Source organism: Neorhizobium vignae (assembly GCF_000732195.1).
Taxonomy (GTDB): domain Bacteria; phylum Pseudomonadota; class Alphaproteobacteria; order Rhizobiales; family Rhizobiaceae; genus Neorhizobium; species Neorhizobium vignae.
This window is the reverse complement of sequence record NZ_JNNU01000006.1, coordinates 220857-242670: the sequence shown is the minus strand read 5'-3', so window position 1 is coordinate 242670 and position 21814 is coordinate 220857. Positions and strand designations below refer to the sequence as shown.

Here is a 21814-nt window from a genome sequence, read left to right as displayed (position 1 = left end):
GGATGGTCAGACTTTTCATTTTTCTCGTTGTGGTGCTGGCTCTCGGCTGGGGGTTCTCCTGGCTTGCGGATCGCCCCGGCCTGATTTCCATCACCTGGCAGGACCACCTGATCGAAACAAGCCTGATGGTGGCCGCCACCGCCATGGTCGCGCTGATCGGCGCCGCGATGCTCCTCTGGTGGATCGTCGGGGTGATCTGGACCTCGCCCTATTCCGTCCGCCGCTATTTTCGCGCCCGCAAGCGGGACCGTGGCTACCAGGCGCTGTCGACCGGCCTGATCGCCGCCGGTGCCGGCAATGCGCTGCTCGCCCGCAAGATGAGCCTTCGCACCCGCGGCCTGATCAGCGCCGACCAGGAGCCGCTGATCCATCTTCTCGAAGCCCAGGCCGCCCTCATCGAAGGCAAGCACGACGAAGCGCGCAAGAAATTCGAGCAGATGGCCGAGGATCCGGAAACCCGCGAGCTCGGCCTGCGCGGCCTATACATGGAAGCCCGCCGGCTCGGCGCCAACGAGGCCGCCCGCCAATATGCCGAAAAGGCCGTCGAACACGCGCCCTACCTGCCCTGGGCCGCCCAGGCGACGCTCGAATCCCGCAGCCAGTCCGGCCGCTGGGACGATGCGATCCGCCTACTCGACCAGCAGCGCATGGCCAATATTCTTGAGAAGCCGCAGGCCGAACGCTGGAAGGCTGTGCTCCTGACCGCCAAGGCAAACGACCGGCTGGAAGGCGATCCGAAGGGCGCCCGCGACGATGCCATGACGGCCCTGAAGCTCGCCAAGGACCTGGTGCCCGCCGCCGTCATCGCCGCCAAGGCCTGGCTGCGCGAGGACAATGTCCGAAAGGCCGCATCCACCCTCGAAGGTGTCTGGAAGCTCGGGCCGCATCCGGAAATCGCTGGCGCCTATATCCGCGCCCGCAGCGGCGACAGCACCATCGACCGCCTGAAACGCGCCGAGAAGCTAGAGGCGATGCGCCCCAACAATATCGAATCGCTGCTGGCCGTCGCCCAGGCCGCGCTCGATGCCCAGCAGTTCAAGAAGGCACGTGCCAAGGCGGAAGCCGCCGCCCGCATGCAGCCGCGCGAGGCCGTCTACCTGCTGCTCGCCGATATCGAGGAAGCCGAAACCGGCGACCAGGGCCGCGTCCGTCACTGGATGGCGCAGGCGCTCCGCGCCCCCCGCGATCCAGCTTGGGTAGCAGACGGCTTCGTCTCGGAAAAGTGGCTACCGCTGTCCCCGGTGACCGGCCGGCTCGATGCCTTCGAATGGAAGGCGCCGTTCGACCAGCTCGAAGGCCCGGTCGAGGAAGGTTCGCTCGCGGCCGATACCGCGATCGCCAGCCTGCCGCCCGTCACCGTCAGCGAGGTGAAGGCCGACACAGTGACGGAAGAGGCTCCCAAGCCCATTCTCGTCGAGGTCAAGCCGGCCGCGCAGGAGGCAAAGCCCCTTCCGAAGGAGTTAGCTGTTGCAGCAAAAACACCAGCCCCGGCGAATGTGACCGCGAAGGGCGGAAAATCCCCTGAAAATGAGGAGGAGGCCGTTCCCTTTTTTGGCCGTCCACCGGATGATCCGGGTGTGAAAGATCCCGATGCCGGGCAGCCCGCAACGAGGCTCCGGCTATTCTAGAATGACGAGGGCCTGGAGATAGATGTTAGATCGCATTCAGGCCTTCCTCCAGACGCTGACCGGATCCCACCACACGGAAGAATTTGCGCCCGATGATCCACGGGTGGCCTTTGTCGCACTCTGTTTCCAGGTCATGGAGGCGGACGGCAACATCTCCGATCAGGAACAGCAGAAGTTTCGCGACCTGCTGCGCGAACGTTACGACTTGAGCGAGGATCGCTTGAAGGCGTTGATCGAGGTCGGCCACCAGGCCGGCAGCGAGGCGGTTGACTATTACCGCTTCACTTCCGATCTTAGAAAACATCTCGTCAACGAAGAAGACCGCGTCGAGCTTCTCGGCATCCTCTGGGATATCGTCTATGCCGACGGTCAGCGCAGCGAGATCGAGGATCACGTGATCTGGAGGATCGCCGATCTTCTAGGCGTCTCGGCGCGCGACAGGGTTCTGGAGCGCCAGCAGGCCGCCGCCCGTGCAACCGGAGGAGATGAGGGAGGAGACTGAGGACGTTGTTGAAATGCTGATGTTTCCCTCCCGTCATACCCGAAAACTTCCCGTGCTGATCGTGCTGCACCAGGAGCGCTCGTCGCCTGGGCGCGTCGGCCAGATGCTGTCCGACAAGGGTTTCCCTCTCGATATCCGCCGCCCCGTGCTCGGCGATCCGCTGCCGGGCACCATGGCCGATCATTCCGGCGCGGTGATCTTCGGCGGGCCGATGAGCGCCAACGATCCGGATCCGTTCGTCAAGACGGAGATCGACTGGATCGGCGTTCCACTGAGGGAGAACAAGCCCTATCTCGGCATCTGCCTCGGCGCGCAGATGATGGTGCGCCATCTCGGCGGCACGGTCGCCGCGGAGAAAAACGGCCTCACTGAAATCGGCTGGTATCCGCTACGCGCCACCGAACACGGCCGGCTGCTGATGAAATGGCCGAAAATGGTCTATCACTTCCACCGGGAAGGCTTCGACACCCCGCGCGGCGTGCAGCTGCTTGCCGAAGGCGATGCCTATCCGAACCAGGCGATCCGCTACGGCGACAATGCCTGGGGCCTGCAATTCCATGCGGAACTGACACGGGCCATGATGCAGCGCTGGGTCGTGCATGGCGCCGAGCGTTTCACCATGCCGAATGCACAGGCCGGCCGCGATCATCTTGAGGGCCGGATGATCTTCGACGCGCCGCTCAAGGAATGGCTCTGGAATTTCCTCGATCTCGTCTTCGAGCCGCAGGCGGACGGCGGACAGATGAGACACGGCCGACAGCCGGCGCTTCAGGCCGGCTGAACCGATCTCTCTTCCCGGTCCGGCGCATCGAGACTGTCGATCCTGCGCAGCTTCGGGAAGCCCATCGCCCAGATGATCGCGACGCCCAGCGTGCCGACACCGCCGATCACCACGGCCGGTACGGCGCCGAAGATCGAGGCCATCGTGCCTGCGCGGAATTCCCCGAGCTCGTTGGATGCACCGACGAACACCATGTTGACCGCGTTGACCCGGCCGCGCACCTCGTCCGGCGTCCACAGCGCGATCAGCGTCTCGCGCACATAGACCGAGATCATGTCGGACGCTCCCATCAGCATCAGCGCCGAGATCGACAGCCAGGGCGTCGCCGAAAGGCCGAAGATCAGCGTGCCGACGCCGAACAGCCCGACGCCGATGAACATTGCCAGACCGGCATGGTGGCGGATCGGATAGAAGGCGAGGTAGATCGCGACGATGATCGCCCCGACGCCCGGTGCTGCCCGCAGCATGCCGAGGCCCCAGGGGCCGAGTTCGAGAATGTCACGCGCAAAGATCGGCATCAGCGCCACCGCGCCCCCAAGCAGGACCGCGAAGAGATCGAGCGAGATCGCTCCGAGCACGATCTTTTCCCGCGAGATGAAGTGGAAACCGGCCAGGATCTGGCCCCAGCTCACCTTCTCGGCAGCATTTCGCTGCGGAGGTTTCGGGATCATGAAGACCAGCACGGCCGCCAGGATGAGAAAGGCAAAAGCGATCGAATAGGCGGCAACCGCACTGACGCCGTAGAGCAGGCCACCGGCCACCGGGCCGACGATCGCCGCCGTCTGCCAGGACGAGGAATTCCAGGCGACCGCGTTCGGCAGGTCCTGTTCCGGAACCAGGTTCGGCCCGAGCGACTGGACCGCCGGCCCCATGAAGGCGCGCTCGATCCCGAACACGATCAGGATGCCGAAGACCGGCCAGGGCGAAAAGGAATGCGTGACGGTGAGCACCAGGAGGGCGCCGGCGCAGAGCGCGCCGACCACCATGCAGATCGCCACGATCGCGCGTCGGTTATAGCGGTCGGCGACCGAACCGGTGACGAGGATCAGGAGCAGCGACGGCAGGAACTGGAAAAGCCCGATCAGGCCGAGATAGAGCGGATTGCTGGTCTCGTCGTACATCTGCCAGCCGACCGCGACGCTGATGATCTGTATCGCAAAGGCCGCGAAAAGTCGGGAAAAGAAGAAACGAGTATAGGATGCGTGCCGAAAGGCGGCGAAACGATCGCCCGAGGCAGAAATGGACATGAGGCAGCACTTTCAGCGGAACCGGAAGCCGGCAAGACGCCCATCGCCCGTTAAACATGAATCGGATGAGGCGCGGGCGCGGCACTTGCCCGTTAGTTCGCCAATGTCTACATGTCTGTCAACAACGAAATGGAGACGTTAATGCTCGCCCTGTTTCAGACCATCGATTTGGCCTTGAACCTCTATACCTGGGTGCTGATTGCCAGCGCCATCTTCTCGTGGCTCTATGCCTTCAACGTCATCAATTCGAGAAACCAGTTCGTCGATGCGATCGGCCGTTTCCTCTTCGCCGTCACCGAGCCGGCGCTGCGTCCCATCCGTCGCATCATGCCGGACCTCGGCGGCATCGATATCTCCCCGGTCATCCTGCTCCTGATCATCTTCTTCATTCGCTCGCTGATGTGGACGTCGATCTACCCGCTGGTTGCGTGAGCGGCGCCTATAGCAGGCATTCCGACCATCTGCGGCTCGCAATCCGGCTGACCCCGAATTCGGGCCGCAATGCTGTCGAGGGCATGGAGACCGCCGCCGATGGCGAGGTGTTCCTGAAGGCACGCGTCACCGCCGTGCCGGAAGACGGCAAGGCCAACAAGGCGCTGATCCTGCTGCTGGCCGATACGTTCCGCCTGCCCAAATCCTCCATTTCGATCATCTCGGGCGAAACCGCGCGCAAAAAAATCCTCCGGATCGATGGCGACCCGGAGGATTTGGAAGAGAGATTGAAAAAGGTCCTGAAGGCCTGACGGCTTACTTCTGGGCCTTGTAGCGCTCGATGGCTTCGATGATCAGCGTCTTTGCCACGTCGACATTCTGCCAGCCGCCGATCTTCACCCATTTGCCGGGCTCCAGATCCTTGTAGTGCTCGAAGAAGTGCTCGATCTGCTTCAGCGTGATCTCGGGCATGTCGGTGTAGTTCTTGATCTTGTCGTAGCGCTGGGTCAGCTTCGGAACCGGCACGGCGATGATCTTCTCGTCCTTGCCGCCATCATCTTCCATGATCATCACGCCGATCGGGCGCACGTTGATGACGCAGCCAGGAACCAGCGGACGGGTGTTGCAGATGAGGACGTCGATCGGGTCGCCGTCTTCCGAAAGCGTGTGCGGTACGAAACCGTAATTGCCGGGATAGGTCATCGGCGTGTAGAGGAAGCGGTCGACGACGAGAGCGCCGGCTTCCTTGTCCATTTCGTACTTGATCGGCTGGCCGCCGACCGGCACTTCAACGATGACGTTGACGTCTTCAGGCGGATTCTTGCCAACGGAAATTGCATCGATACGCATTCTGGTCCCCGATGAGGTTCGACAAAGTTAAGCGTCGATAGCGGGAATCATGCTGCAAGGCAACAAGGCTTTGATACCAATGTTGAACAGCAATGCGCACCGCAACATGAGAAAGCGTTCAGATTCAGGACGTTGAACTCTGCCCGTTCAGGACCACACGAAACCGATCTTGCGAAGCTGCGTGCCGCCGAAATCTTCCATGCCCTCGGCAAGATCCACGCCGCCATGCCGACGGAAGAAACGCGCCGCATGCTCGCTGTCCTCCAGGCACCAGACGACGAGACCTTCGCAGCCCAGCGACTTCAGGAGCCGACGGCTTTCGCCGAACAGACGGCGGCCAAGGCCGATCCCCTGGAATTCCGGACGCAGATAGATTTCGTAGACCTCGCCGTCATAAGGCAGGGCACGGGCCCGGTTCAGGCCAATCGTGGCGTAACCGGCGACCTGATCGGCGACATCGAGCACCAGCAGGGTGGCGGGACCGCGGGTCGCCTTGCGCCACCATGCCTCGCCCCGGCGCTCCAGCATCTGGGTCAGCGGCTTGTGGGGAATGAGGCCCGCATAGGCCTGGGTCCATGCCTGGCGGTGCGCCTCGGAAATGGCGCGAGCGTCTTGCGGTTCGGCCCGCCGGACATCGATCGATAACGTTTTCATAACGTTTACTCTAGGCCCTGATGCGGACAATCCGCCATTCCACCAATGTGGGTACAGCGGATTGCCCACAGACTTCTCATGTGGACAACGAGGCAACGTTAACGTGTTTTTAACCTTTGCGACAAGGCCGGACGGGTCTCAGGCACAGAAAAAACCCGGCATTTCTGCCGGGTTTTTGAAAGGCTCAGAGCATGCTGTCGAAATCAGGCGATCTTCGCCTTGCCGAAGCGCTTGCGGTCGTTGGCGTCGAGATAGGTCTTGCGCAGCCGGATGTTCTTCGGCGTCACTTCCATCAGCTCGTCGTCCTGAATCCAGGACAGGGCGCGGTCGAGCGTCATGCGGATGGGCGGGGTCAGACGAACGGCTTCGTCCTTGCCGGCAGAACGGATGTTGGTCAGCTGCTTGCCCTTGAGGACATTGACCTCAAGGTCGTTGTCTCGGCTGTGAATGCCGATGATCATGCCCATATAGACCTTTTCGCCCGGCTCGATGATCATCGGGCCGCGATCTTCCAGGTTGAACATCGCATAGGCGACGGCTTCGCCGGCCTGGTTGGACAGAAGCACGCCGTTGGTGCGGCCGCCGATCTCCCCCTTGTAGGGCTGATAGTCGTGGAACAGGCGGTTCATGATCGCTGTGCCGCGGGTATCGGTCAGAAGTTCCGACTGGTAGCCGATCAGGCCGCGGGTCGGCGCGAAGAATACCAGGCGGACGCGGCTGCCGCCGGACGGACGCAGCTCGGCCATTTCGGCCTTGCGCTCGGACATCTTCTGCACGACGACGCCGGAATGTTCTTCATCGACGTCGATGACGACTTCCTCGATCGGCTCCATCAGCGTGCCGTCCTCGGACTTGTGCATGACGACGCGCGGACGCGACACGGCAAGCTCGAAGCCTTCGCGGCGCATGGTTTCGATGAGAACCGCGAGCTGCAATTCGCCACGGCCGGAAACGTAGAACGAATCCTTGCCTTCGGCTTCTTCGATCTTCAGCGCGACATTGCCTTCGGCTTCCTTGAACAGGCGGTCGCGGATGACGCGGCTCGTGACCTTGTCGCCCTCGGTGCCGGCAAGCGGCGAGTCGTTGACGAGGAAGGACATGGTAACGGTCGGCGGGTCGATCGGCTGTGCATGCAGCGCCTCGGTGACGGACGGATCGCAGAACGTGTCGGCGACCGTGCCCTTGGAGAGGCCGGCGATCGCGACGATATCGCCCGCATGCGCTTCGTCGATCGGCGTACGCTCGATGCCACGGAAGGCGAGGATCTTGGAGATACGGCCGGTCTCGACCGTCTTTCCGTCCTGGGAGAGCACCTTGACGGCCTGGTTCGGCTTGATCGAACCGGAATGGATACGGCCGGTGATGATGCGGCCGAGGAAGGGGTTGGCTTCGAGCAGCGTGCCGATCATGCGGAACGCGCCGTCTTCTTCACCGACGCTCGGCTCGGGAACGTGCTTCAGGACGAGGTCGAGAAGCGGGGCGAGACCCTGATCCTTCGGACCTTCCGGATTGACGTTCATCCAGCCATCGCGACCGGAACCGTAGAGGATCGGGAAATCGAGCTGTTCGTCGGTGGCGTCGAGATTGGCGAACAGGTCGAAGACTTCGTTGATGACTTCTTCGTGGCGGCCGTCCGGGCGGTCGATCTTGTTGATCGCGACGATCGGGCGAAGGCCGACCTTCAGCGCCTTGCCGACCACGAACTTGGTCTGCGGCATCGGGCCCTCGGACGAGTCGACGAGAACGATCGCGCCGTCCACCATCGAGAGAATGCGCTCTACTTCGCCGCCGAAGTCGGCGTGGCCGGGCGTATCGACGATGTTGACGCGAACGCCCTTCCACTCGATCGAGGTCGCCTTGGCGAGGATGGTGATGCCACGTTCTTTTTCGAGATCGTTGCTGTCCATCATGCGCTCGGTGGTGCGCTGGTTGTCACGGAACGAGCCGGACTGCTTCAGGAGTTCGTCGACAAGAGTGGTCTTCCCATGGTCGACGTGTGCGATGATCGCGATATTTCGCATTTTCATGTTTTGAATCTCTGAGCTCTTGGCGCGGCAACGGGAGGCGGCACCCAATTCGTTTTGCGGCCTCATACCCTGTTTTTCGCATTTGCGAAAGGGGTGAGCGCGATGATGGTTGATGGCTGTTTCGCCACCAGCCCGCTGCGCCTCAAGAGGGCGGCAAGAAGGTGGTGGCCACGATTGCAATGAAGGCCATGGCCACGCCGGGCCAGATTGACCCCTGCGCGGCTGCCGCCAGATCGGTGTTGCGATCTGGCGCTACGGTTTTACGGCCGCCGCATGACAGGCCGATGATTGGCAAATCTTCGGTCCTGTCTCATCCCGCAAGACCGGGATCGGAACCGCTCAGGCGTCGCTGCCGGAAAGTTCCTCGACCATCGCGAGGCCCTTTTTCTTCAGCATCGCCTTCGGGTCCGGCAACTTTCCGCGGAAGGCCTTGTAGGTCTCTTCCGGATCGATCGAGCCCCCGACGGAATAGATGTTGTTCTTGAGCTTGCGCGCCATGACCGGATCGAAGGCGTTGCCGGTTTCCTCGAAGGCGGAGAAGGCGTCCGCATCGAGCACTTCCGACCACATGTAGGAATAGTAGCCCGCCGAATAGCCGTCGCCCGAGAACACGTGCTGGAAATGCGGCGTCGCGTGGCGCATGACGATCGAGGCCGGCATGCCGATCTCGTCGAGCACTTCCTTCTGCACCGCCATCGGATCTTCCACCGCTCCGCGGGTATGAAACGCCATGTCCACCAGCGCCGAGGAGGTGAATTCCACCGTCGTGAAGCCGGCGTTGAAGGTGCGGGCCGCCAGCACCTTGTCGAGCAGCGCCTTCGGCATCGGCTTGCCGGTTTCGTAATGCACGGCATATTTCTCGAGAATTTCCGGCACGGTCAGCCAGTGCTCGTAAAGTTGCGACGGCAGCTCGACGAAATCGCGTGACACGCCGGTGCCGGAGACCGACGGATAAGTGACATCCGACAGCATGCCGTGCAGCGCGTGGCCGAACTCGTGGAACAGGGTGCGGGCGTCGTCGATCGACAACAAGGCCGGCTTGCCTTCCGCGGGCTTGGCGAAATTGCAGACATTGTAGATGATCGGCAGTTCGCCTTGCGCACCATTCTTCAGCGGCAGCTTATGCTGCGACTGGAGGGAATTCATCCAGGCGCCGGAGCGCTTCGAGGACCGGGCGAAATAGTCGCCGAGGAACAGCGCCTTCAGCGAACCGTCCCTGCCACGGATTTCGAACACCCGCACATCCGGATGGTAGGCCGAAACACCCTTCACCTCGACCGCCTTGATGCCGAATAGGCGCTCGGCGACATCGAAGCAGGCCTCGATGATCTTTTCGAGCTGCAGATAGGGCTTCAGCTCCGTTTCGGAGAAATCGAAGGTCCGCTGCCGCAGCTTTTCGGCATAATAACGCCAGTCCCACGGCATGACCTCGTGGTTCTTGCCCTCCTCGGCGATCAGGCCGCCGAGGCTCGCCTCTTCCTCCAGCGCCTTGGTGCGCGCCTTGTCCCAGACCTGGCGGAGCAGCGTATTCACCGCATCGGCCGTCTTCGCCATCGTATTATCGAGCTTGTAGGCGGCAAAATTCTCGTATCCGAGCAGTTTTGCTTTTTCCGCCCGCAGCGCCAGCGTCTCGCGCACGAGGCCGAGATTGTCGGTTTCCCCGCCGTTTTGTCCGCGCGCCGCCCAGGCTCTGAAAGCCTGTTCGCGCAGGTCCCGGCGGGTCGAGAAGGTGAGGAACGGCTCGATGATCGAGCGCGACAGCGTCACCATATATCCGTCCGCCTCGCCGCGTTCGCGGGCCGCGGATGCCATGGCATCGCGCAGGAACGCCGGCAGACCGCCGAGTTCGGCCTCGTCGGACAATTTCAGCGACCAGCTCTTCTCGTCGCCCAGCACGTTCTGGCCGAACTGGGCGCCGAGCCCGGCAAGCTTCTCGTTGATATCGGCCAGCCGCTCCTGCTCCGCCTTGGCGAGCTTGGCACCGGACTTGACGAAGCCCTTCCAGTGACGCTCGAGCACCCGCTCTTCCTCAAGCGTGAGGCCCAGTTCCTTGCGATTCTCCCAGAGCGTGTCGATGCGGGCAAACAGCGCCGCATTCATGCCGATCTTCGAATAATGGCGGGACATTTTTGGCGCGATCTCGCGCTCAAGCGCCTGAATATTCTCGTTGGTATGGGCGCCGGCCTTACCCCAGAACAGCGCCGAAACGCGCGACAGGGCGTCGCCTGCGGTCTCCAGGGCGACGACCGTGTTGGTAAAGGTCGGCTCTTCCCGATTGTTGGCGATCGCATCGATCTCCGCTTCGTGGTCGGCAAGCGCTGCGTCGAAGCCGGGAGCGAAGTCCTCGTCCTTCACCTGATCGAAGCGCGGCAGGCCGTGATGACCGTTCCAGTCCACCAGAGCGGGGTTCACCAGAAGATTAGAAGACATGAATATATATCCTTCATAACGATGCTTCGCCATTCATATAGGAGAAGCCGGCGGGAATGGGTATGCGCGCCTCCATTTTCGTTTTTTCAGCAAGAAATCATACACAATAATTAACGGTTATTAACCATTTGACGCAGTGCAGTATTCAAAGGTATTTTTGGCCCAGTATCCGATGAAACAGGATATAGCCATGGAAATCAGTTCCTTGCGCTGGTCTACCAACTTACTGCAAAGAGACCATTCTCGAAACAACAAGGTCGAGAAATCTTCCGAGCATGGAAGTCGGCAGAGCCAGATCACCTTTCAGGTGCCCGACGCGGATGAATCGCCGATTGATTTTTCGGCGATCACCCCGCGCGATCTGCGCGCGCTCGCGCTTGAAAACTATCAGGCCGGCAAGATCGACCAGGACACATACATAACGCTGTCCGAAGAACTTCCAACACATGCCGTCGATGCTCAGGGACAGCTGATGGACCTGTCGCAGGTTACCGACGAAACCGGCTTCAATTTCCACGATTTTTACCGCAATCAGCTCGAAATCGCCATGTCGCTTGGCGATACGTCCCGCGCCAACGTGCTTCGCGCGGTCATGGCTTTCATCGAAATCTGATCGGCCAGGCTTAGCCGCATCCCAGCTTCAGGCCCGCCGGTAGCCGAACAGGCCCGGTGCCGAGTGCCAGAGCGCCTGCACCGCAAAACCGATGAACAGCAGGCCGGAGAGCCGGACGATCACCCTCTCGTGTTTCCGATAGAACCGCCGCACCACGCCGGCGCCGATAATCCCGATCAGGACCAGATCGGCCGTCAGGAACCCGATCAGCGACACGGCGAGAAGAAGCGGCAGCGCGCCGAAATCCAGTGCATCGGCTGAACTCGCAAGCAGCGCCGTGAACGTCGCCAGCGCCACCGGATATCCCTTGGGGTTCGTCAGGCCGAAGATCAGCCCGCGCCGCAGCGGTTTTTCGACCATCATCAGCGCGCCGCCATTCTCCTTCGGTTTCGCCCGCAATGCGCTCCAGCCGATCCAGCCGAGATAGAGCCCGCAGAAAACCCCGAGTATGTCGAAGAGGGTGGTGCCGACCGTTTTGGCGCCGATGATCGCCACCAGCGCCAGTCCGGACCACAGGATGTCCCCCGCCAGATGGCCGCCCATGAAAAAGGCGCCGGCCTGTCTTCCCTGTCCAGCACCGATGCCGAGCAGGGCCAGGAATGCCGGCCCGGGAATGAGCGTATAGGCAAGCGCCGCGAAAAAGGCGCCGGCAAGCAGCGATGATGACATGATGGTCTCCGTCGGAAGGTTGCGACAATCTCGCCTCCGGTTTTACCGGTGTCAATGCAACCGGAGTCTCCGCTTTTCCGTTTGCCTCGCACCCGAAAGATAGTAAGGGTGCCTTATGAAATCCGACGACGGCGCGAAGGGTGCGGCAAAGCATATGGACATTCTGGGGTTCCTGATCGTCGACAGTGCCCGACTGCTGCGTGCGGCCTTCGAGCGCCGCATCGCCCAGGCAGGCCTGGGATTGACGCCCGGGGAAGCTCGCGCCCTGATCAACATCGCGGCTCTCGACGGCAGCCGCCAGCTCGACATTGCCGCCCGCATGGGTGTCGAGCCGATGACGCTCTGCGCCTATCTCGACAAGCTGGAGGCGCTTGGACTGGTCGAAAGGCAGCAATGCTCCGCCGACCGGCGTGCAAAGCGGATCAATCTCACGGAGACTTCCAGCGAGATGATCGGTTCGATCCGCAACGAGTTGAACGGCATTCTCGCCCAGGCGACCGAAGGCCTCAGCGAGGAAAACAACCGGATCCTGCGCGAGGCGCTGGCCCTGTTCAACGCCAACCTGCAGGCCGCCGTCCCTGCCGCCGCACTGCAGACCGTACCTGATGAAAGCCGATAACGTGCCGCCTATCCCCGCTCGGATGAGCGAGCGCCGAACCACGATCATCGGCGCCCTCCTGACGGCGATCGGGCCGATTTCCATGGCGATCTACACGCCGGCGATGCCGGAACTGGTGCGTGCTTTCGACACCACGGAAGCAGCGATCAAGATGTCACTGTCGCTCTATTTCGCGGGCTTTGCGCTGGCGCAGCTGGTCGCCGGCCCCGTGTCCGATGCCTTCGGCCGCAAGACTGCCTCGCTGAGCTTCCTCCTCATCTATCTTGCCGGTTCTCTGCTTGCGGCATTTGCTCCGACGGTCGAATGGGTGCTCGCCGGCCGCCTCATCCAGGGTATCGGCGCTTCGGTCGGCATCACCGTGTCGCGCGCCATCGTGCGAGACCAGTTCAACGGCGGCGACGCGGCGCGGATCATCAACACGATGGGCATCATCCTGGCGATCGGACCGTCCCTCGGTCCGACGATCGGCGGCCTTGCGCTCGCCGCCTTCGGCTGGCGATCGGTATTCCTGCTGATGGTCGGCTTCGGTGCCCTGCTCGTTTTTCTCTCCACCGTCTGCCTCAAGGAGACGACCGTGCCGGATCGCAGCCGGCTGAAGCCGCTGCGGCTCGTCCAGGCCTATGTGGAAATCGTCGCCTTGCCGCGCTTCCTGTTCACCGCGGTCGTTCTCGCCGGCGCCGTGGGCTCCATGTATGCCCAGGCGGCCGTGTTGCCGTTCATCCTGATCGAGAAGGTTGGGCTGACGCCGACCCAGTTCGGCATGAGCATGCTGATGCAATCCGGCTTCTTCCTGATGGGCTCGGTCTGCCTGCGCGTCATATCGAGATGGTTGCCGGCGGAACGCGCACCGCTGATCGGGCTGATCTTCAGCGGCAGCGGCGGCGTCGTCATGGCCCTTTCGGTCCACTACCTGTCGCCGTCCTTTCTGTCGGTCATGGTGCCGGTTGCCATGTGCGCCTTCGGGATCGCCTTCGTGTCACCCTACATGACCGCGGCGGGCCTCATCCCCTTCCCGCATATTGCCGGGTCCGCATCGGCGATGATGGGCTTCATCCAGATGGGCGCCGGTTTCGTCGGCGGCGTCGCCTCTGCCTGGATCGGCTCGCCGCTGCCGGCGTTCGGCATCGTCATTCCCGCCATGCACCTGATCGCCGTGCTCGGTTACATCGGTTTCCGGATCGCCAGCCGCAGGGCATGAAAAAACCCGCCTCCCTTTTCGGGCAGGCGGGTTTCGCTGATCGGGTTATGGGGAATTATTTGCCCAGATTGCGCTTGGCGAGCGTGCGCAGGCGCAGCGCATTGAGCTTGATGAAGCCCGCCGCATCCTTCTGGTCGTAGGCGCCCTGGTCGTCCTCGAAGGTGACCAACTTGTCGGAATAGAGCGACTTTTCGCTCTCACGGCCGATGACCATGACATTGCCCTTGTAGAGCTTCAGCGTCACTTCGCCTTCCACATGCTCCTGGCTCTTGTCGATCAGCGCCTGCAGCATTTCGCGCTCCGGCGAGAACCAGAAGCCGTAATAGATGAGCTCCGCGTAACGCGGCATGATGTCATCCTTGAGATGGGCGGCACCGCGGTCCAGCGTGATGCTCTCGATCGCGCGGTGGGCGGCCAGCAGGATCGTGCCGCCGGGGGTCTCGTAGACGCCGCGCGACTTCATGCCGACATAACGGTTCTCGACGAGGTCAAGACGGCCGATACCGTTGTCGCGGCCGTAAGTGTTGAGCGCGGCAAGCAGGGTCGCCGGCGACATGGCGACGCCATTGATGGAGACCGCGTCACCTTTTTTGAAGCCGACCTTGATCGTGGTCGCTTTGTCGGGAGCAGCTTCCGGGGAAATCGTGCGCATGTGCACGTATTCGGGAGCCTCGACGGCCGGGTCTTCCAGAACCTTGCCCTCGGAGGACGAGTGCAGCAGGTTGGCATCGACGGAGAACGGCGCTTCGCCCATCTTGTCCTTGGCAACCGGGATCTGGTTTTCCTCGGCGAACTTCAAAAGATCGGTGCGGCTCTTGAAAGCCCAGTCGCGCCACGGCGCGATGACCTTGATATCGGGGTTCAGCGCATAGGCCGAAAGCTCGAAGCGGACCTGGTCGTTGCCCTTGCCGGTCGCACCGTGCGCGATCGCATCGGCGCCGGTCTTCCTGGCGATCTCGATCAGGTGCTTGGAGATCAGCGGACGGGCGATCGAGGTGCCGAGCAGGTAGACGCCTTCGTAGACGGCATTGGCGCGGAACATCGGGAAGACGAAATCGCGCACGAATTCCTCGCGCACGTCCTCGATATAGATCTCCTTGATACCGAGCATCTCGGCCTTCTTGCGGGCCGGCTCCAGTTCCTCGCCCTGGCCGAGATCGGCGGTGAAGGTCACCACCTCCGCGCCGAGTTCGGTCTGCAGCCATTTCAGGATGATCGAGGTGTCGAGACCGCCGGAATAGGCGAGAACGACCTTCTTTACGTCTTTCGGGAGTGCCATATCGATTTACGTCCGTCTGCGGGTGGAAGCGGCAAACACCGCTCTGTCAGGAATTGCGGCACTTTTAGCGAGTTTCTTGAGGCACGCAAGAAAAACCGGGCAAACTGTAACTGCACTGTCACGTTGACAGGCTTGGGTATGGGTTCCATATCCCGCCCGACCTTTGAACAGCAGCGCCCTAGAGGAGATCTGCCATGACCATCACTCATCCCGCTCTGAAAAAGGACAATGTCGCCGTGATTACCGGTGCCGCATCGGGCATCGGCCTCGCCACCGCGAAGGAATTTGCCCGGATGGGCCTTTCGGTCGTCCTCGCCGACCTCGAAGGCGACAAGCTCGCGGAAGCAGCCGGCGAGGTCGCGGCTCTTGCCGAGGACGGCGACGCGGATGTCGCCGCCATCGGCACGGATGTCTCGAAGCCGGACGAGATCGAGGCGCTGGAACGCGCCGTCATCCAGCGTTTCGGCCGGGTGCATGTGCTGATGAACAATGCCGGCATCAGCCCCGGAAGCTCGATATTCGGACCGCAGGTCAACTGGGACAGCGTTTTTGCCGTCAACCTTCTCGGCGTCATCAACGGAACGCGGACGTTCGGACCGGCGATGATTGCCCATGGCGAACCGTCGCTGATCATCAATACCGGCTCCAAGCAGGGCATCACCACCCCGCCCGGCAATCCCGCCTACAACGTCGCCAAGGCCGGCGTGAAGGCGTTCACCGAAGCGCTGCAGCACGAGCTGCGCAACACGCCGAACTGCCAGGTCTCCGCCCACCTCCTCATCCCCGGCTTCGTGTTTACCAGCCTGACCAAGGGCGACCGCATCGAAAAACCCGCCGGCGCCTGGACGGCGGAACAGACGGTCGAGTTCATGTTGACCAGCCTTGAGCGCGGCGACTTCTACATCCTGTGCCCTGACAACGACGTGGACCGGGCAACCGACGAACGCCGCATGGCTTGGGCGATCGGCGACATCATCAAGAACCGTCCGCCACTGTCGCGCTGGCATCCGGATTTCGCCGATGCATCAAAGGAATTCATCAACGGCCGTTGATAGTTTGATTTGTGACGGCGTCTAAAGCCGGGTAAATGGTGCAATCCGTTACCCGGCCATTCGAGCGCACTTATGGAATTCCTGCCGAGCCTTGCTACCCTGCTTGCCTTCACCGCCGCCGGCCTGCTTCTGGCGCTGACGCCGGGGCCTGACATGACGCTGTCGATCAGCCGCGCGCTCGGCCAGGGCCGGCGCCCGGCGCTGTTCGTGGTGCTCGGCACCAGCCTCGGCGTCGTCTGCCACACGCTGCTCGTCGCCTTCGGCATCTCGGCGCTGATCACCGCATCGCCGACCGCCTTCTTCATCCTGAAGACCGGCGGGGCAGCCTATCTCCTGTGGCTGGCGATCCAGGCGATCCGCTTCGGCTCGAATTTTTCGGTGGAGCAGGTTGAAAAGACCGTAAGCAGTCCGCTCGCCAACATCTCGACGGGCTTCTGGGTCAACATTCTGAACCCGAAGGTCATCATCTTCTTCATGACCTTCCTGCCGCAGTTCGTGACAGCCGGCGATCCGCATGTCACCGGCAAGCTGATCTTCCTCGGCTTCTATTTCATCGTCATCGGCATGCCGGTGAACCTGATCGTCGTCCTGGCCGCCGACTGGCTTTCGGGCTGGCTCCAGGCCAATCCGAAGGTGCTGCGCGGCCTCGACTACACGTTCGCGGGCGTCTTCTCGATCTTCGCGGCCAAGATCTTCTTCACCCAGGCGCGCTGACAAAAAGGCCGGCAAAGCCGGCCTGGTCTCATCAATCGTCTTCGCCGTGCCCGGCGATCATCATCGCCTCGAAGGCGAGGCGATCGGTCTTGCGCATCCGTTCCGATTCCGACTTCAGCTGGCCGCAGGCGGCGAGGATGTCGCGGCCGCGCGGGGTGCGGATCGGCGAGGCATAACCCGCCTGGTTGATGAAATCGGCGAATTTTTCGATCTGCGCCCATTCCGAACACTGGTAGTTCGTGCCCGGCCAGGGGTTGAACGGGATGAGGTTGATCTTCGCCGGGACGCCCTTCAAAAGCTGGATCAGCGCCTTGGCGTCCTCCAGACTGTCGTTGACGTCCTTCAGCATCACGTATTCGAAGGTGATGCGGCGGGCGTTCGAAAGCCCCGGATAGTTGCGGCAGGCTTCGATCAGCTCCTTCAGCGGATATTTCTTGTTGATCGGCACCAGCATGTCGCGCAGGTCGTCGCGCACCGCATGCAGCGAAATCGCCAGCATCACGCCGATCTCGTCGCCGGTGCGGTAGATTTCCGGTACGACGCCGGAGGTCGAGAGCGTGACGCGGCGCTTCGACAGCGACAACCCGTCGCCATCCGTCGCAATCAGCAACGCAGTCTTGACGCTTTCGAAATTGTAGAGCGGCTCGCCCATGCCCATCATGACGATATTGGTGACCTTGCGATCGCCGGTCGGCACGAAGGCGCCCGGCGGCGTGTCGGTACCCGGGAAATCACCGAGTCGGTCGCGCGCCAAGAGCAGCTGGGCGAGAATTTCTTCCGCCGTCAGATTGCGCACCAGCCGCTGCGTTCCGGTATGACAGAACGAACAGGTCAGCGAACAGCCGACCTGGCTCGAAATGCAGAGCGTACCGCGACCTTCTTCCGGAATGTAGACGGTCTCGACTTCGACCGGACGGCCGGCGCCGCGCGGCGGAAAGCGCAACAGCCACTTGCGGGTCCCGTCATTGGAAACCTGTTCCTCGACGATCTCGGGACGCGCGATGGTGAAATGCGCCTTCAGCATCTCGCGCATGTCCTTGGCGACGTTGGTCATCGCATCGAAATCGGAAACACCGCGGATATAGAGCCAGTGCCAGAGCTGGCTGACGCGCATGCGCACCTGCTTCTCCGATACGCCCTTTTCCTTCAGTGCCGCCGCCATGTCCTCGCGCGTCAGCCCGATCAGCGACGGCTTGGTGCCGAACAGATCCGGATTGGCGACGAGCGGCTTCTTGATGGCGACCGGCGCCAGAGCCTCTGAGACTGACATTCTTTTATCCCGTTCGAACACATGCAGCTTTCCCACGATCGATCAGCGGGAAAGTCAGGGCATGTTGGATGCGTGAAACCTGTATCGGCCCATCGGGCACATGTGCCGGACCTTCGTTGAGGCGGGCTTTATCATCAAATAGCCGCCGCGTCACTATTCTTCGAGAAATGCAAAAAGGCCGGTCACGAGACCGGCCTTCGGTTGTCCTTATGAGCAGACGTTACTTGCAGGTTTCGATCTGCTTCAGCGCTGCCGCAATGCCCTGCAGCGAATAGGCGTAGGAGGTCTTGGTGCCACGGCCGGAAACGGCGCTGACGCTCATGTTCTGACCTGTCTTCATTGCCGCGACCAACGCCGGCTCCTCCGCGGCGTTCTCGACCCAGGCCGCCTTGTCCTTGGTGAACATCGTGAAGTTCTTCTTGTCGATCGTCACGGTCACCTTGGAATTCGGCTGCAGCACGTATCCCACCATCGCCTGCGGCTCGTAGGAAATGTTCTGTCCGGGCCGCTGCGAGACGATGAAGAAGATATCGCCGTGGTCGACGCTGGCCGGTTCCTTGGTGGTTGGCACCGAAAGCACGTAGCAGACATTGCTGGCGCCCGACTTGTAGGAATAGGCGCCCCATGCCTTGAACTGCTGGATGCGCGTGGGACCTGCGGCCGCTGCTGCCGGTGCCTGGGCCTGCTGCGGCTTGGCCGGGGCAGTGGCTTTCGGCGCCTGAGCCGATGCCAGGCCGGCGCTTGCAGCCAAGATTGCCAATGCGGTTGCGATTGTTCTTACAGACATGGTCTCCTGCCGGTTTTGTTCGTTCAACGGCCCGAGCGGGCAAGCCTTGCCAGGCATGATCCTGATTCGGCGCATTTTGACTTGATCCTGGTTACCAAACCGTCAACCAGACCATTAGAATTTGCTGAATCTCCTGCCCTGGCCCCCGGATGGAAGGATTAGCACTCACCGTCATGCCTCCAAAGACCCAACCAGCAGAATTTCCATGCGTTTCGTCAATCAGTGACACAAGGATTGGGGCAAGAGTTTGTCCTTTTCCTAACTCTCACAATGACATTAGAATGGTCGAATATGATGCGAATCTCATGGGAAACTTTGCGCAGCGTAAATGAATGTAGACGAAAGAGACCACTTCGCCGGCTTGGTAAGGGCAGTGGCCGATGAGCGCGATCAGGCAGCTTTTACCATGCTGTTCGATTATTACGCGCCGCGTTTGAAATCCTGGCTGGTGAAACGGTCGATGCGGCCCGACGATGCGGAGGAACTCGTCCAGGAGGTGATGGCCGTTCTCTGGCACCGGGCCGGCCTCTATGATCCGGCCCGATCCTCCTTGTCCACCTGGCTTTTCCGTATCGCCCGCAACCGCCGCATCGACGCCGAACGCCGGGCAAGGCACAGGCCGCTGGACGTCTACGAACCCCTGTTCCTCGTCACCGAGGCGCCGGGCGCCGATACGATCTTCGAAGGCGAGGAACGCGATGCCCTCGTGCGCGCCGCACTGGCCGATATCCCCGGCGAACAGATGGAACTGGTTCGGGCGGCCTTCTTCCTCGGCCAGTCCCATTCGGAAATCGCCTCGTCCACGGGTCTTCCGCTCGGCACGGTGAAGTCGCGAATCCGGCTCGCTTTCGAGCGCTTGCGACGAGTTCTCGAAGATCCTTCGGAGGGATAAGGCCCCTTGAGACTATTTGCCGCGGACGCCGTCGGCGATGTCCGGATTGTCCGCCAGTGCCAGATCCGCTGCCTCGTAGTGTCGGTCGGCGATATGGCCCTGGATCATCCGGAACGCGGCGGCGAGCACCGCGACATCGTCGGTGAAGCCGACAAGAACGAACATATCCGGCAGGAAATCGATCGGCATCACGAAATAGGCGAGCGCCGCGAGCAGAACGCCCCGCACGCGGGTTGGCGTTCGGCGGTCGATCGCACAATAATAGGCGGCGATCAGGTCGCGGCTGAACGGCACCTGCCGGACGGCCCGCTTCAGGGTCGGCCAGAACCTGGCGCGAATCTGCCGTTCCCGGTGGCCTTGCGTATCCTCGTCACCCGGCAGCAGAATTTCGCCGATCTTCACGTCGTCCATGGTCGCTCCGTTCGCTCAACGTGTGCCCATCCAATATGGGTTTTGGACCATGAAGTTCAATTGCGGCGCGAGGATGCCTTGTCCATCGCCCGGGCAAGCTTGAAGTCGATATCGGTCAGCCCGCCGGTCGCGTGGGTGGTCAGCAGCACGTCGACCCGCGAATAGACGTTCGACCATTCCGGGTGGTGGTTGAGCTTCTCGGCGGACAGCGCGCATTCGGCCATGAAACCGAAAGCCTCTATGAAGGTCTTGAACTTGAAGCTCTTGAAGATCGCATCGCCTTCGGGCTTCAGATCCCAGCCGTCAAGCGTCGCGAACTCGCGCTCGATGGCGGCTGCATCCAGCTTTTCGTAGTTCATGGCCAGGGCTCCTTCGGGTCAAAGGGCTCCCTCGGATTAAAGGAGGCTCTTCACCGGCTCCATCTCGCCTGCATAGGCGTTGCCGTAGCTCGCCTCCTGCAGCGGGAAGATTTCCTCCGTCAGGTAAGGACCGCCGCCGACCGATTCCTTCGACGACAGCAGCACGAAACGCGGGACGGTGAAGGCTGCCGTGTGGAAATTGCCGCGACCGGCAAGATAGTGCACCACATCGTCCAGGCGGCAGTTCTTGAGCCGTGCGAGCGTCACATGCGGCGTGAACTTGCGCGGATCCGGCGGCAGGCCGATACGCTGGCAGATCCGTTCGATCTCCGCCTGCAGCGCGTAGATTTCCGGCGAGGGCGAAACGCCGGCCCAGATGGAATGCGGTTTCTTCGATCCGAAGGAGCCGATCCCGGTCAGCGTCGCCTGGAATTCCGGCCGGTCGATGCGGTCCAGCCGATCGACGATCTCGTCCGCCGTGCGGCCGTCGACATCGCCGATGAAGCGTAACGTGATGTGGTAGTTCTCCACGTCGATCCACCGGGCACCGGGGATCCCGCCGCGCAGGAGAGACAAGCTCATCGCTACATTGCGCGGAATTTCGAGGGCGGTGAAAAGTCTCGGCATAGGGACCTCCTCGAATCTTTTGCAGATGCAAACAGCGAATCATGCAACGGGGTTCCGCGCAAGGTGTTATTTTCCCGTATCCTTAATAGCCCCCAGGAAGCTTTTGACAGGTTCAAGGGTCTTTTCGACCATCACGGCGACCCCTTTGGCATTCGGATGCATGCCGTCCGAGAGCTGCAGGCTGGAAATGGTCGCGACGCCATCCAGAAAAAACGGATAGAGCGGCACCGCGTATTTGTCGGCCAGCCGCTTGTAGATCGGGTTGAATTTTTCGGCGTAGTCGCCACCCATGTTCGGCGGCGCCAGGATGCCGATCAGGAAGACCGGGATCTTCCGTTCCTTCAGCCGCGCCAGGATCGCATCGAGATTCTTCTCCGACTGGTCGGGAGAGATGCCGCGCAGCGCGTCATTGGCGCCGAGTTCGAGGATCACGCCATCCGTGCCGTCGGGCACCGACCAGTCGATGCGCGAAAGCCCACCCGCCGTCGTATCGCCGGAGACGCCGGCATTGGCGACCACGACTGTCTGCCCCGCGGCTTTCAACGCCGCCTCGAGTTGGGCCGTGTAGGATTCGGAAGGAGCAAGCTGGTAGCCCGCCATCAGGCTGTCGCCGAAACCGACGAGCTGGACTGCCTTGTCCTGCGCGGCAGCCGGCAACGCAGCCAGCGCCAATGCCGACATGACAATGAAGTGAAGCAGGCTTGCTTTAAAACTCACGATCCGTCTCCTAGATTGTGCGCTACCGCAACGCGGTGTTCGGGTTACGCTTCACGC

The 21814-nt window shown here is 61.8% G+C and carries 24 protein-coding genes; 11 read left to right on the top strand and 13 right to left on the bottom strand.

Going from position 1 to position 21814, the window contains the following annotated elements; all coding sequences use genetic code 11:
• The first annotated feature begins 2 nt into the window (after positions 1–2).
• Genes GQ59_RS12290 through GQ59_RS12280 form a run of 3 tightly spaced genes read left to right on the top strand, consistent with a single transcriptional unit; the run spans position 3 to position 2911 of the window.
• A complete protein-coding gene (locus tag GQ59_RS12290; RefSeq protein WP_037081554.1) occupies positions 3–1628 on the top strand; it encodes a heme biosynthesis protein HemY in 1626 nt (541 codons plus the stop codon).
• A 22-nt stretch (positions 1629–1650) separates the two neighbouring features.
• Positions 1651–2130, top strand: coding sequence for a tellurite resistance TerB family protein (locus GQ59_RS12285; RefSeq protein ID WP_037081551.1), 480 nt, complete (start codon positions 1651–1653; stop codon positions 2128–2130).
• Between the two features lie 13 nt (positions 2131–2143).
• Positions 2144–2911, top strand: a complete 768-nt coding sequence (locus tag GQ59_RS12280) for a glutamine amidotransferase (protein WP_432762583.1) — start codon at positions 2144–2146, stop codon at positions 2909–2911.
• Here GQ59_RS12280 and GQ59_RS12275 read toward each other — a convergent pair.
• Complete coding sequence (locus GQ59_RS12275; RefSeq protein WP_037081548.1) at positions 2899–4158, bottom strand: MFS transporter; 1260 nt, start codon at positions 4156–4158, stop codon at positions 2899–2901. The two genes, GQ59_RS12280 and GQ59_RS12275, sit on opposite strands and share 13 nt — an antisense overlap.
• Positions 4159–4269: 111 nt before the next feature.
• Here GQ59_RS12275 and GQ59_RS12270 point away from each other — a divergent pair, with 111 nt between their 5' ends.
• The gene (locus GQ59_RS12270) at positions 4270–4590 is read left to right on the top strand and encodes a YggT family protein (protein WP_084683133.1); all 321 of its coding nucleotides are present in this window, start codon (positions 4270–4272) and stop codon (positions 4588–4590) included.
• Positions 4587–4901, top strand: a complete 315-nt coding sequence (locus GQ59_RS12265) for a DUF167 domain-containing protein (RefSeq protein WP_037081536.1) — start codon at positions 4587–4589, stop codon at positions 4899–4901. Before GQ59_RS12270 ends, GQ59_RS12265 begins: the two co-directional genes overlap by 4 nt.
• 4 nt (positions 4902–4905) lie before the next feature.
• Here the strand turns inward: GQ59_RS12265 and ppa are convergent, their stop codons facing one another.
• From ppa to GQ59_RS12245, 4 genes are all read right to left on the bottom strand, one after another.
• Positions 4906–5439 (bottom strand): inorganic diphosphatase, encoded by a 534-nt coding sequence (gene ppa / locus GQ59_RS12260; RefSeq protein ID WP_037081533.1) that lies wholly within the window; start codon positions 5437–5439, stop codon positions 4906–4908.
• Positions 5440–5586: 147 nt separating this feature from the next.
• On the bottom strand, positions 5587–6093 hold the full coding sequence (locus GQ59_RS12255; RefSeq protein ID WP_037081530.1) for a GNAT family N-acetyltransferase: 507 nt from the start codon (positions 6091–6093) through the stop codon (positions 5587–5589).
• A gap of 203 nt (positions 6094–6296) precedes the next feature.
• The gene (gene typA, locus GQ59_RS12250; RefSeq protein ID WP_037081527.1) at positions 6297–8120 is read right to left on the bottom strand and encodes a translational GTPase TypA; all 1824 of its coding nucleotides are present in this window, start codon (positions 8118–8120) and stop codon (positions 6297–6299) included.
• A gap of 339 nt (positions 8121–8459) precedes the next feature.
• Positions 8460–10550, bottom strand: coding sequence for a M3 family metallopeptidase (locus GQ59_RS12245; protein ID WP_037081525.1), 2091 nt, complete (start codon positions 10548–10550; stop codon positions 8460–8462).
• A 157-nt stretch (positions 10551–10707) separates the two neighbouring features.
• Here GQ59_RS12245 and GQ59_RS12240 point away from each other — a divergent pair, with 157 nt between their 5' ends.
• A complete protein-coding gene (locus GQ59_RS12240) occupies positions 10708–11163 on the top strand; it encodes a hypothetical protein (protein WP_152564312.1) in 456 nt (151 codons plus the stop codon).
• A 27-nt stretch (positions 11164–11190) separates the two neighbouring features.
• Here the strand turns inward: GQ59_RS12240 and GQ59_RS12235 are convergent, their stop codons facing one another.
• On the bottom strand, positions 11191–11832 hold the full coding sequence (locus GQ59_RS12235) for a LysE family translocator (protein WP_037081519.1): 642 nt from the start codon (positions 11830–11832) through the stop codon (positions 11191–11193).
• 115 nt (positions 11833–11947) lie between these two features.
• Here GQ59_RS12235 and GQ59_RS12230 point away from each other — a divergent pair, with 115 nt between their 5' ends.
• A complete protein-coding gene (locus GQ59_RS12230) occupies positions 11948–12451 on the top strand; it encodes a MarR family winged helix-turn-helix transcriptional regulator (RefSeq protein ID WP_432762582.1) in 504 nt (167 codons plus the stop codon).
• 22 nt (positions 12452–12473) lie between these two features.
• On the top strand, positions 12474–13649 hold the full coding sequence (locus tag GQ59_RS12225; protein ID WP_037081517.1) for a multidrug effflux MFS transporter: 1176 nt from the start codon (positions 12474–12476) through the stop codon (positions 13647–13649).
• Positions 13650–13704: 55 nt separating this feature from the next.
• Here GQ59_RS12225 and GQ59_RS12220 read toward each other — a convergent pair whose 3' ends face one another.
• Positions 13705–14928: an argininosuccinate synthase gene (locus tag GQ59_RS12220; protein WP_037081514.1), complete on the bottom strand. Its 1224-nt coding sequence runs from the start codon at positions 14926–14928 to the stop codon at positions 13705–13707.
• 194 nt (positions 14929–15122) lie between these two features.
• Between GQ59_RS12220 and GQ59_RS12215 the strand changes: the two genes are divergently transcribed.
• Positions 15123–15980, top strand: a complete 858-nt coding sequence (locus GQ59_RS12215; protein ID WP_037081511.1) for an SDR family NAD(P)-dependent oxidoreductase — start codon at positions 15123–15125, stop codon at positions 15978–15980.
• 72 nt (positions 15981–16052) lie between these two features.
• Complete coding sequence (locus GQ59_RS12210) at positions 16053–16694, top strand: LysE family translocator (RefSeq protein ID WP_037081508.1); 642 nt, start codon at positions 16053–16055, stop codon at positions 16692–16694.
• A gap of 31 nt (positions 16695–16725) precedes the next feature.
• Here GQ59_RS12210 and rlmN read toward each other — a convergent pair whose 3' ends face one another.
• Positions 16726–17964: a dual-specificity RNA methyltransferase RlmN gene (rlmN, locus tag GQ59_RS12205; protein WP_037081505.1), complete on the bottom strand. Its 1239-nt coding sequence runs from the start codon at positions 17962–17964 to the stop codon at positions 16726–16728.
• Between the two features lie 220 nt (positions 17965–18184).
• Positions 18185–18751, bottom strand: a complete 567-nt coding sequence (locus GQ59_RS12200) for an invasion associated locus B family protein (protein ID WP_037081837.1) — start codon at positions 18749–18751, stop codon at positions 18185–18187.
• 328 nt (positions 18752–19079) lie between these two features.
• Here GQ59_RS12200 and GQ59_RS12195 point away from each other — a divergent pair, with 328 nt between their 5' ends.
• Positions 19080–19643, top strand: coding sequence for a sigma-70 family RNA polymerase sigma factor (locus GQ59_RS12195; protein WP_037081503.1), 564 nt, complete (start codon positions 19080–19082; stop codon positions 19641–19643).
• A 12-nt stretch (positions 19644–19655) separates the two neighbouring features.
• Here GQ59_RS12195 and GQ59_RS12190 read toward each other — a convergent pair whose 3' ends face one another.
• From GQ59_RS12190 to GQ59_RS12175, 4 genes are all read right to left on the bottom strand, one after another.
• Positions 19656–20054 carry a YkvA family protein gene (locus GQ59_RS12190; protein ID WP_037081499.1) on the bottom strand — a complete coding sequence of 133 codons (399 nt, stop codon included), beginning with the start codon at positions 20052–20054 and terminating at the stop codon, positions 19656–19658.
• A gap of 56 nt (positions 20055–20110) precedes the next feature.
• A complete protein-coding gene (locus tag GQ59_RS12185) occupies positions 20111–20413 on the bottom strand; it encodes a 4a-hydroxytetrahydrobiopterin dehydratase (protein ID WP_037081496.1) in 303 nt (100 codons plus the stop codon).
• Positions 20414–20449: 36 nt separating this feature from the next.
• Complete coding sequence (thpR, locus tag GQ59_RS12180; protein ID WP_037081493.1) at positions 20450–21040, bottom strand: RNA 2',3'-cyclic phosphodiesterase; 591 nt, start codon at positions 21038–21040, stop codon at positions 20450–20452.
• Between the two features lie 66 nt (positions 21041–21106).
• Positions 21107–21757 carry an arylesterase gene (locus tag GQ59_RS12175; RefSeq protein WP_037081490.1) on the bottom strand — a complete coding sequence of 217 codons (651 nt, stop codon included), beginning with the start codon at positions 21755–21757 and terminating at the stop codon, positions 21107–21109.
• Positions 21758–21814: the final 57 nt, after the last annotated feature.